At 67.0% G+C, this 895-nt stretch carries 1 protein-coding gene; it reads left to right on the top strand.

Features of this window, described 5'->3' with window-relative positions; all coding sequences use genetic code 11:
• On the top strand, nt 1-895 hold an 895-nt coding region (locus NKJ84_RS33035; RefSeq protein ID WP_352510007.1), incomplete at both ends, for an IS701 family transposase.

Below are 895 nucleotides of genomic sequence, written 5' to 3'. Positions count from 1 at the left end.
ATTGGCAACTCGATCTGGAGCGGTGGCTTGAGCCGTTCGTCTCGGCGTTGAGGCACAAGACGCGTGCGCGGATGTGTCCGGCCTATATTGCTGGCCTGATTGGCCTTGGGGATCGCAAGAGCGTCCAACCGATGGCGGCGCGCCATGCAGGCGTCAACTATGACCAGCTGCACCACTTCATCGCGAGCGGCGTGTGGGATGCTGCGCCGCTGGAGAAGGTGCTGCTCGCGGAGGCCGACAGACAAGTTGGCGGGAACGATGCGTGGCTGATCGTGGACGACACCGCGCTCCCCAAGAAGGGGCGCCACTCGGTCGGCGTCGCGCCGCAATATGCCTCGGCGCTTGGCAAGAACGCCAACTGCCAGACGCTGGTGTCGCTGACGCTGGCCTCTGGCGAAGTGCCGGTCATGGTGGGGCTGCGGCTGTTTCTGCCCGAGAGCTGGACTTCCGATCCCGCCCGGCTCGACCGTGCCGGTGTGCCCGAGGACCATCGTGCCTACAGGACCAAGCCCGAAATCGCGCTGGCCGAGATCGACCGGGCTCGCGCAGCCGGCTTACGCTTTGGCTGCGTGCTCGCCGATGCCGGATATGGTTTGAGCGCCCCCTTCCGGCAGGCGCTCACCGAGCGCGGCCTTACCTGGGCCGTCGGTATCCCGTTCAAGCAGAAGGTCTATGCCGCCGACGTGGCGATGATCTTCCCGGTTGCCGGACACGGCCGCCCGCGCCGCCGGCATATCCCCGATGTGAAGTCGATGGCCGCGCAGGCGATGCTGGAAAAGGCCCAATGGCGGACGGTCAGTTGGCGGCGTGGCACCAAAGGCCGCCTCTCGGCGCGCTTCGCCGCTGTCCGTGTCCGGGTTGCAGATGGCCCACCCCAGCGCATCCGCGACATGGG

This window comes from Mesorhizobium sp. M0048 (genome assembly GCF_040323405.1).
Taxonomy (GTDB): Bacteria; Pseudomonadota; Alphaproteobacteria; order Rhizobiales; family Rhizobiaceae; genus Mesorhizobium.
This window is presented reverse-complemented; position numbering and strand designations above follow the sequence as displayed.